This is a genomic window from [Clostridium] symbiosum ATCC 14940, from assembly GCF_000466485.1.
Taxonomy (GTDB): domain Bacteria; phylum Bacillota; class Clostridia; order Lachnospirales; family Lachnospiraceae; genus Otoolea; species Otoolea symbiosa.
Genome location: NZ_KE992889.1, coordinates 7,895 through 17,239, shown reverse-complemented (window position 1 = coordinate 17,239; position 9,345 = coordinate 7,895). Strand labels below are relative to the sequence as shown.

The window sequence follows — 9,345 nt, the reverse complement described above, 5'->3', positions numbered from 1 at the left end:
GCGGCGTCCTCACCTGCTTAACTAAATCTCCAATGATAGGTAAATGCATATTATTATTTGATTTCTGTCTGTTAAAGTGCTGAAATAGTTTTAAACAAATAGAAAAAAGTAGGGAAAACAGAGAGGGAGGATAAGAGAAAATAGCTTGAAATGAGTAAATGTATACAATAAACTTAGCAAAAAATAGAAAATATAATTTAATATTGACAAAAGGATTGTTCCGATCTATACTAAAACTAAATTTTATGAAACTTAATTTTTTGAAATAAAAAAATATGAAACAAAAATACAAAACAAAAATTCAGAACGAAAATGAGGACTGTAAGTATGGCGGAAATGAACAGGTTCTGCGTTCATCGCAGAAAAGCTGTGTGTTAAATTCCGCCGGAAACATGGTATAATAAAGCGGTTAAATATCGAATCCATTTATATTACAAAAGAAGAGGAAATGTATATGTCATCACCAGTATTAATTGAGATTAAAAGCCGCTATCCCCAAATGAATGAAGCTATGCGCAGAATTGCCGATTATGTAATATCGTCAGAGAGTGATATTATCTATCTTAAAGCCAGCGATTTTGCAGAAAAAAGCGGAGTCAGCACTGCATCGGTCAGCCGTTTCGTAAAACTTCTGGGATATAAGAATTTTAATGAATTCCGTTTGAAAATGGCAGTGACGGAAGAAAAGAATGTGAATGAAAAACCGGAAGAAAAGGACAGGCTGGTATATAACGGTGAAGCGATAGGAAAATCACCCTACGAAGTCAGCAAAACAATTTTTTCAAAAAGCATCCGGGAATTGGAAGACACCTGGAATATGATGGATTTTGACATTTTGGAGCCGGTTGCAAATTTAATTGACAGAGCAAACCGGATCGTGGCCATCGGAGTAGGCCGCTCCAAGATCACAACGGAGGCTCTGGTGTCGAGATTGTACCGTATTGGCTATTATATTGTGGATTTTTGTGATTCCCATGAGATTGTGAATATTACTTCTATTTTAAAAGAAGGGGATCTTTTAATCGCAGTCAGCAATTTTGGGCAAAGCAAGTCTGTGGTGGAGGGCGTAAAGCGCGCCAAACGCAGAGGAGTTACCGTGGTGGGAATTACCAGTGTAAAGGATTCGCCGCTGGCTCAATATTCTGATTATGTGTTGTTCAGCGCCTATGATTACGCCTCGGACAAGATGGGGAAGCTTTACGAGCCATCCAGCGAAAATGTGGCACAGCTTGTTTTGGTGGATTGCCTTTATATGATGGTGGCCACAAAGCATGAGAAGGAAAATTTATCCCATTACAGGGCATTTTCAGAAGAGATCAGTACGGAGCATGTTAATAAATAGGAGGGAGCATGAAAATGAACCGATTGCTTAATAACCCGGAACAGGTAGTAGACGAGATGCTGGCAGGCTATATTGCAAGCTATCCGGATCGTTTTTGCAAGCTGGACGGATATCATGTGCTTCTCAATAAAAATGAGAAGGATAAGGTTTCAATCGTCATCGGAGCAGGAGGAGGAAACGAGCCGTGGCCCATCGGATACGTGGGAGAAGGACTGGCAGATGCATGCTCCCTGGGAAATGTTTTTGCTGCTCCCACGGCAAAATCAATTTTAAATGCAATCCGTTATGTTCCGAATGAAAAAGGCGTTTTATGTATTGCCACAAACCATGCCGGAGATGTGCTGAATTTTGAGCTTGTTGCAGGTTTGGCAGAGATGGAGGGAATCCATACGAGACAGATTTACGTATCAGATGACATCACATCGGCAGAAAAAACACAGCGGGAAGAGCGCAGGGGAATCGCAGGCGTCTCCCTGATAGTGAAGATCGCCGCCGCCGCTTCTGAGGCAGGTCTTAGCCTTGAAGAGGTGTATGAAATCGCCAGTATGGCAAACAAGAATATTTATACGGTCAGCGTCACAACCTCACCGGCCTATATTCTGGAGACAGGACAGCCGGCTTACGAGCTTCCAGACGGCGAAATGGAGTATGGTATGGGCTTTAACGGTGAGAAAGGAATAGAACGAACTGCTCTCTCCACAGCGGATGAGGTAATGGAGCGGATGGTTCAGATGCTTTGGGAAGATATGAATCTGGAACCAGGAGAGGAGATAGCCGTATTTTTAAATCCGTATAAGGCCACTACAGTCCTGGAATCCTACACATTAATGAGAAAGTGCCTTGAACTATTAGAGGAAAAGGGAATAAAGGTCTATGATTCCTATGTGGATTCTCTCTTTCCGACCCAGGGGGCGGGCGGTTTTTCACTGACCTTTTTAAGAATGGATGGAGCATACAGAAGGTATTATGACCAGCCGGCTGATTCTCCGCTTTTTAAGAAGGGAAAGGTAGTACATAAAACAGAAGCTGGCCGGACAGGCACAAAGAGCTTTTATGGCAGTACAAAGAGGCCGGATGCGGCAGAGGCTGAAGGGAAGCCGGCAGTGCAGCGCCGGGAGAACCAAAATGTGGAAGGACAGAAGACGGACAGCCATACCTTAAATAGAGAAGAGTTAAAATCCATGATGCTCTATGTAGCAGAAAAAATTGTAGAGAATGAGCCGTATTTAACGGAGATCGATTTAAAAATCGGAGATGGGGATCATGGAACAGGCATGAAGCGCGGATTCTGCGAGGTGGCAAAAGCGCTTCCCGGGTTTGAACCGGTTTTTGCAGAGGATGTGCTGCAGTTCGTGGGAACTACGCTGCTGGATACCATGGGCGGTGCGTCGGGAGTTCTGTTCGGAACGGTATTTCTCAGCGGACTGACCAGGCGGGAGCATCATGAAGCAGTCGGAATAACTGATTTTTATGAGATCTTTTCCCAAGCGTTAGAGGCGCTGAAACAGAGAGGCCGCGCCAGGGTCGGAGACAAGACCATGGTGGATGCATTAGAGCCGGCGGTAAATGGACTAAAGGCAGCGGCAGAAGCCGGGGATACGATGAAAGAGGGACTTAGGAAGGCAGAGCAGGGAGCCAGGGACGGTGTTGAATATACAAAGACAGTAAAGGCCCGGTTCGGCAGAGCCAGATATTTTGGAGAAAAAGCCATAGGCTTACAGGATGCGGGGGCAACCTCCGTCTGGATCATATTCCGCTCTATGCATGAGTGGATTTGTGAGAATAAATAAAATATATAAAAGCCGGAACAACCGGCGACGGCGTTTTCCGAACGCTGCAGGAGGAAAGAATGGTTATAACTGTAACTTTAAACCCTTGTGTGGACAGAACCATTGAAGTTGAAAAATTTCAATATGGCGGGACTAATAAGGTACTGATGACGAGAAACGATATTTCCGGCAAGGGAATCAACGTAAATCTTGTTTTACAGCACCTGGGAATTGAAAATCTGGCTACCGGCTTTGATTATCAGGAGGACACAAAGAAGCTGACCGGATTTTTAGACCGGCTTGGCTGCCGTTATAAGCTGGAGCCAGTGGAGGGAAGCTTAAGAGTCAATGTTAAAATCTTTGATTGCGCCACCTCTGTTATGAGCGAGTTTAATGAGCGGGGCTCGGCAGTAACAGCGGAGAATGTGGACAGCTTTTTGAAGCTTTTATATACCCAGATGGATCTGGCGTCAGTTATTGTGGTGGATGGTTCTGTTCCTCCGGGCGTTCCAGAAGATATCTATGAAAGAATCATAGAAGAGGCAGGAAAAAAGGGACTGAAAACTATTCTGGATGCGTCCGGAGAGCTTCTTAAAAAGGGGATTAAGGCAAAGCCGTTCCTGATCAAACCTAATCAGGACGAGCTGGGCGCCACCTACGGGGTGGCGGTACAGAATCTGGATGACATTATCCGGACGGCCAGGAAAGTGATAGAGGAAGGAGTAACCTATGTCTGTGTCTCAAGAGGCAGCCAAGGCGCAGTGCTTGTAAGCAAAGAGCATGTCTATGTGGCAGAACCGCTCACAGTAGATATTAAAGGAATACAGGGAGCCGGAGATTCCATGGTGGCAGGCTTTTGTTATGCAATTGAAAAGGGAATGAATGAGACAGATCTTTTGCGCCATGCAGTGGCCTGCGCCACAGGTTCCCTTTTGCATCCGGGGACACAGCTTTGTGAAAAAGAGGATATGGAGGCCATGCTTTCCAGAGTCCGTATTGTAGAGGTTTGACAGGAGGAAATAAAAATGGCATTGATGACAACGAAAGAAATGCTTCTGAAGGCGCAGCGGGAAGGTTATGCAGTGGGCGCCTTTAATGCAGAAAATATGGAGATGGTTCAGGCTGTGATTGAGGCGGCTGAGGAGATGAAGGCGCCTGTTATCATCCAGACTACGCCAGGGACTTTAAATTATGCAGATCCCGAGATGTTCTATGGGATGTGCGCCGCAGCGGCCCAAAAGGCTTCTGTCCCGGTTGCCCTTCACCTGGATCACGGCAACAGCTTTGAAATGGCAGCAAGGGCATTAAAAGCCGGATACACCTCTGTCATGATCGATGGCTCTAAAGAGGAATTTGAAGCCAATGTAACACTTTCCCGAAAAGTGGCCGAGATGGCCCATGCTATGGGAATCCCGGTAGAGGGAGAGTTGGGAACCGTGGGCGGCAAGGAAGATAACCACGAGGTAAAGGACAGCGAAAAGGCATATACAGATCCTGAACAGGCCGGAGAATTTGCAGAGCGGACAGGTGTGGATTCATTGGCGGTGGGGATCGGTAATGCCCATGGATTTTATAAAGGTGATCCAAAGCTGCGGTTTGATATATTGGAAGAGACAAGAAAAAGAGTTTCAATTCCCATCGTGCTTCACGGGGCATCCGGTATTCCGGACGAAGACGTAAAGAGGGCAACAGGACTTGGAATTTGCAAGGTGAATTTTGCAACAGAGCTGAGAGACGCTTTCTCCAAAGGCGTAAAGGCGTACTTAAAGGAGAATCCGGATACCTATGATCCAAAGAAATATGGGGCAGCCGGCAGAGAGGCTGTAAAGAAGCTGGTGCTTCACAAGCTTGAGGTGTTAAACTGCCAGGGAAGAGAAGGATAAGAGCAGTGGGCGTAATCCGGGGGAAAAGCTCCGGGTTCACATAATAACTATATTAATGCAATCAAGGAGGAAAAAAAACAATGAGAAAAATGATGGCACTTGCTATGGCAGCTATGATGGCGGTATCGCTGACAGCCTGCTCCGGCGGAAGTAAGACAGCAGAAACAACGAAGGCAGCTGAAACAACCAAAGCAGCAGAAGCAGAGGCAGCAGAAGCTACAGGCGGGGCTGAAGCAAAGACGGCAGAAGATATCACAGTTGGTGTCAGCCTGTTAAACAGCACACATGTATTTTTTAACAATATCCAGGCAGCCATGGAAGAGCAGGCGGCTGAGTACGGATGGACTCTGGATGTGCAGGATGCTGCCGGAGATGCCAACAAACAGTTAAGCCAGGTTCAGGATTTTATTACCAAGGGTGTTGATGCCATTGTAATTGCGCCAACCAATTCAGCCGGTTCCAAATCCATGATTGAGCTGGCAGAGGCTCAGAACATTCCTGTATTTACCATGGATATTAAATCTGACGGTCAGGCAGTAAGCCATATTGCAACCGATAATAAAAAGGGCGGCGAGCTGGCAGCACAGTACCTGGTTGAAAAGATTCTGACAGAGAAAAAAGGAACAGCAGCAGTCATTACTTATTCTGAGATTGAGAGCTGTGTGGATCGTGAAACAGGATTTACCGGTTATCTGGAGGCCAATGCACCGGATATCCAGGTAGTGGATATTCAGAATTATTCCGGCGACCAGCAGAAAGCGGCCGACGTAATGCAGAATATGCTGTTAAAGCATGATCAGCTTGATGTTGTTTTCTGTGTAGGCGATCCGGCAGCCATCGGAGCATTATCTTCCATCACGGCAGCAGGCGCAGATACAAAGATCATTGGTTACGACGGAAATCCGGAAGGCATTGCTGAAATCAAAAAAGGCGGCAGCTGGGTGGCTGATGTTGCTCAGGATCCGGTAGCAATTGGAAAGACCACACTGAGCACTGTAAAATCATATCTGGAAGGAGCAACACCGGAGGCAGAAATCCTCATCTCCCCTTATATGATCGATGCTGAGAATGCACAATAATTAAAACAGACAGAAAGCATTGTCTGATTGCCGGGGGGCGCCGACTTTGACTGGTGACAGCCATGGAGGCGCCCTCTGATAAGAAAGGGGAACGAATGATGCAGGGAGTCCAGGAAACACCGTTTGTTGAATTAAAACATATCAGCAAATCATTTCCGGGTGTGAAGGTTCTGGAGGATATTTCCATCCCTTTTTACCGCGGGAAGGTTCATGTCCTGCTTGGAGAAAACGGAGCAGGAAAATCAACGATCATTAAAATGATTTCAGGCATTTACCAGCCGGATGAGGGCGAGGTATTAATAGAGGGGAAAAACGAGCATCTGACCAATATCAGGCAGGCCCGGAAGTTCGGAATCAGCGTCATCCATCAGGAATTAAGCGTGATTGATGATCTGAGGGTTTATGAGAATGTCTTTTTGGGACGGGAGTTAAAGAGCGGCGGGTTTGTCGATGCAGCCCGTATGATCCGTGAGACAAAGGAACTGATGGAAGCTATTGAAATTGATATTGATCCAAAGGCATATATCAGGGACTTAAATAACGGGGCAAAGCAGATGGTGGAAATCGTCCGGGCGGTATCCCAGAACAGCAGGATGGTTATTATGGACGAGCCGACCAGTTCCCTCTCCGATCATGAGGTACAGGCGCTTTTCAAGGTAATGAGAAAGCTGAAAAGCGAGAATGTAGCTATCATTTATATTTCCCACCGGTTAAAAGAAATTTTGGAGATGGGAGACACGCTGACGGTTCTTCGCGACGGAACGCTGGTGGATACCGTACCGGTCAGTGAGGTGACAGAGGATAAAATGGTGGCAATGATGGTGGGACGCGAGATTTCCAACTATTATTTTAAACCGGAGCCGCCAAAAACAAAGGAAATCGTATTTGAAGTCCGGAACTTAACGAGAGCCGGAATGTTTAACAATGTGTCATTTAAGCTCTATAAGGGAGAAATCCTGGGAGTGGCCGGTCTGATTGGCGCAGGGCGCACAGAGGTCATGCGGGCTGCCTTTGGAGCGGATCCTTATGACAGCGGGGAGTGCCTGATGGATGGAAAGCCATACAAGGCGAAAACGCCCAAGGATACAATTAAAAAAGGACTTGGCCTAATCCCTGAAGACAGAAGGGGGCAGGGCCTTTTACTGGAGAAAAATGTAAAGGAAAACACATCACTGGCATCGCTTTTTGCCAACTCCAACCATGGGTTTATCAACTTTGGCTGGGAAAAGCAGGAGTCAGTGTCATATATAGAAAAGCTGAGGATTAAGACACCGTCGGAGCTGGCGCTGCTTAAGAATCTTTCGGGAGGAAACCAGCAGAAGGTGGTCATTGCCAAATGGCTGCTGGCCAAGTCACGGATTCTAATCATGGATGAGCCGACCAGGGGAATTGATGTCAATGCAAAATCGGAGATTTACGCTTTGATGAAGGAGTTTGTTGAAAACGGGGGAAGTATCATTCTTGTATCCTCGGAGCTTCCTGAAATTATTGGATGCTCAAACCGCATTATGGTTATGCGGGAAGGAGTGGTAACCGGATTCCTCGATCAGGATGAAGCTACGGAAGAACGGGTTATGCAGTTTGCCAGCAAGGGAACGAATCAGGAGGAAAAGTAAATGAGCAGTCAAGTAACACAAAGCAAAGTGAAAGCGTTTGCTGTTAATAATACAATGTTATTTTTTGCAGTAATTCTGTTTGCTGCCTGTATGATCGGGGTGCCTCGGTTCGCCACGGGCGGCAATCTGATGAATATTTTGATTCAGGTGTCAATTAATGCCCTGATTGCCTGCGGTATGACATTTGTCATCCTCTCAGACGGAATTGACCTTTCCGTAGGCTCTGTGGCAGCAATCGCAGGTGTGGCCGGAGCCAGCCTGATTAAGCAGATGCCGGATGCCGGTATTGCGGCATGTATTGCTGTGATACTGGTAACAGCAGTTGTGGTCGGAACAATCTGCGGTTCTATCAACGGTTTTTGTATTGCCAAGTTGAACGTTCCGCCTTTTATTGCCACACTGGCCATGATGAATGCAGCCAGGGGACTTGCTTACGTATTTACCGATGCCAAACCAGTGTTTGGCCTGCCGGACAGCTTCGGATGGGTGGGACTTCGCAGCATCGGAGTTATTCCCGTATCAATTGTATTAATGGTTATTGTAATTGGGCTCTCCTATCTGGTGCTCTCTAAAACATGCTTCGGCCGTTATATTTATGCAGTGGGAAGCAATAAGGAGGTTGCAAAGCTGACCGGTATCAATGTAACCATGACCCGGTTTTCTGTTTACGTGATTTCCGGTATTCTGGCAGCCTTAGCAGGACTTGTGCTGGCCTCCAAGCTTCAAAACGGACAGGCGACAGCGGCAACAGGCTATGAGCTAAATGCCATTGCGGCCGTAGCCATGGGCGGAACCAGCATGTCCGGCGGACGCGGCGGAATCCCTCAGACCGTGGTCGGTCTGTTTGTAATCGGTATTATCAACAATGCCCTCAGCTTACTGGGCGTTTCTTCATACTGGCAGACGGTGGCAATGGGCGCTATCATCCTGGTTGCTGTCATTATTGACCAGTTCAGAAAGTAATGTTTTGATAAACGGCTCTGGGATTTGCAACCCAGAGCCGCTTTGTCTATAGTCTGCGGCGTCCGGTAATTATTTACCGGGCGCCGTTTTGTAATTGAAGACGGAGGTAGGAGGACGCGTCCGGAACGGACCATGTCCGGTGTGGTGAGGGGGCGGGCTGAGTCTTCCGTCCCCGTGGGCGTTTGGTTGTGAGGGGGGAATTCGGCCGGAATGAATTGCTGCGGGGACCGTTTGCACTCTTTGGAGTGCGCATCGGGATGCTAGGCTCGTGAAGGACCTCGCTAAGCACCGGCGGACTCCCATGTCCCCTCAGCAATTGATTCCGCCTACTTCCCCAGGTCAGGCTATTGTCGGGGACGGAAGACTCAGGCGAAGATTTTTGCGACACCGGACATGGTCCGTTCCGGACGCTGATTGTCTCTAACCTTAAATGGGGATGACCCTGTCGCGGCCACTATGTGTTTCCGGCAGGCCGATATCAAATCCAGCGCAATTCTTTTATCAAGGCGCATTGTAGGCATATCGTATTTCCCGCACACGGAAGCTCTTGGTGACCGCGACAAGATCCGCCCGCACTTAACGCGTGAGACAACTCAGCGGCCGCAGGCCAGCGGACGGGGCCGATACACCCGACGGAGTCTATCGTCCCGGCGAAAACATGGCCTTGGGGCGGAGGGGAAGATAAAGTCTGCG

The 9,345-nt window shown here is 47.5% G+C and carries 7 protein-coding genes; all 7 read left to right on the top strand.

The window, feature by feature from the left end; genetic code table 11:
* The first annotated feature begins 454 nt into the window (after positions 1 to 454).
* The 7 genes from CLOSYM_RS09220 (at position 455) to CLOSYM_RS09190 (ending at position 8,652) form a co-directional block, all read left to right on the top strand.
* Positions 455 to 1,342 carry a MurR/RpiR family transcriptional regulator gene (locus CLOSYM_RS09220; RefSeq protein WP_009297750.1) on the top strand — a complete coding sequence of 296 codons (888 nt, stop codon included), beginning with the start codon at positions 455 to 457 and terminating at the stop codon, positions 1,340 to 1,342.
* A 14-nt stretch (positions 1,343 to 1,356) separates the two neighbouring features.
* Positions 1,357 to 3,132, top strand: coding sequence for a dihydroxyacetone kinase subunit DhaL (dhaL, locus tag CLOSYM_RS09215; RefSeq protein ID WP_044902299.1), 1,776 nt, complete (start codon positions 1,357 to 1,359; stop codon positions 3,130 to 3,132).
* A gap of 59 nt (positions 3,133 to 3,191) precedes the next feature.
* Positions 3,192 to 4,121, top strand: coding sequence for a 1-phosphofructokinase (pfkB, locus tag CLOSYM_RS09210; RefSeq protein WP_003505786.1), 930 nt, complete (start codon positions 3,192 to 3,194; stop codon positions 4,119 to 4,121).
* Between the two features lie 15 nt (positions 4,122 to 4,136).
* Positions 4,137 to 4,994, top strand: a complete 858-nt coding sequence (gene fba, locus CLOSYM_RS09205; RefSeq protein ID WP_021641901.1) for a class II fructose-1,6-bisphosphate aldolase — start codon at positions 4,137 to 4,139, stop codon at positions 4,992 to 4,994.
* Positions 4,995 to 5,074: 80 nt separating this feature from the next.
* Positions 5,075 to 6,073, top strand: a complete 999-nt coding sequence (locus CLOSYM_RS09200) for a substrate-binding domain-containing protein (protein ID WP_003498301.1) — start codon at positions 5,075 to 5,077, stop codon at positions 6,071 to 6,073.
* A 98-nt stretch (positions 6,074 to 6,171) separates the two neighbouring features.
* Entirely contained in the window at positions 6,172 to 7,689 is a 1,518-nt protein-coding gene (locus CLOSYM_RS09195; RefSeq protein WP_044902298.1) for a sugar ABC transporter ATP-binding protein, read from the top strand.
* Positions 7,690 to 8,652 carry an ABC transporter permease gene (locus CLOSYM_RS09190; RefSeq protein ID WP_003498296.1) on the top strand — a complete coding sequence of 321 codons (963 nt, stop codon included), beginning with the start codon at positions 7,690 to 7,692 and terminating at the stop codon, positions 8,650 to 8,652. It begins immediately after the preceding gene.
* Positions 8,653 to 9,345: the final 693 nt, after the last annotated feature.

Bases quoted from the DNA above. Each gene is read 5' to 3' on its own strand.
- CLOSYM_RS09220 (WP_009297750.1), top strand. From the start codon at position 455: ATGTCATCACCAGTATTAATTGAGATTAAAAGCCGCTATCCCCAAATG.
- dhaL (WP_044902299.1), top strand. From the start codon at position 1,357: ATGAACCGATTGCTTAATAACCCGGAACAGGTAGTAGACGAGATGCTG.
- pfkB (WP_003505786.1), top strand. From the start codon at position 3,192: ATGGTTATAACTGTAACTTTAAACCCTTGTGTGGACAGAACCATTGAA.
- fba (WP_021641901.1), top strand. From the start codon at position 4,137: ATGGCATTGATGACAACGAAAGAAATGCTTCTGAAGGCGCAGCGGGAA.
- CLOSYM_RS09200 (WP_003498301.1), top strand. From the start codon at position 5,075: ATGAGAAAAATGATGGCACTTGCTATGGCAGCTATGATGGCGGTATCG.
- CLOSYM_RS09195 (WP_044902298.1), top strand. From the start codon at position 6,172: ATGCAGGGAGTCCAGGAAACACCGTTTGTTGAATTAAAACATATCAGC.
- CLOSYM_RS09190 (WP_003498296.1), top strand. From the start codon at position 7,690: ATGAGCAGTCAAGTAACACAAAGCAAAGTGAAAGCGTTTGCTGTTAAT.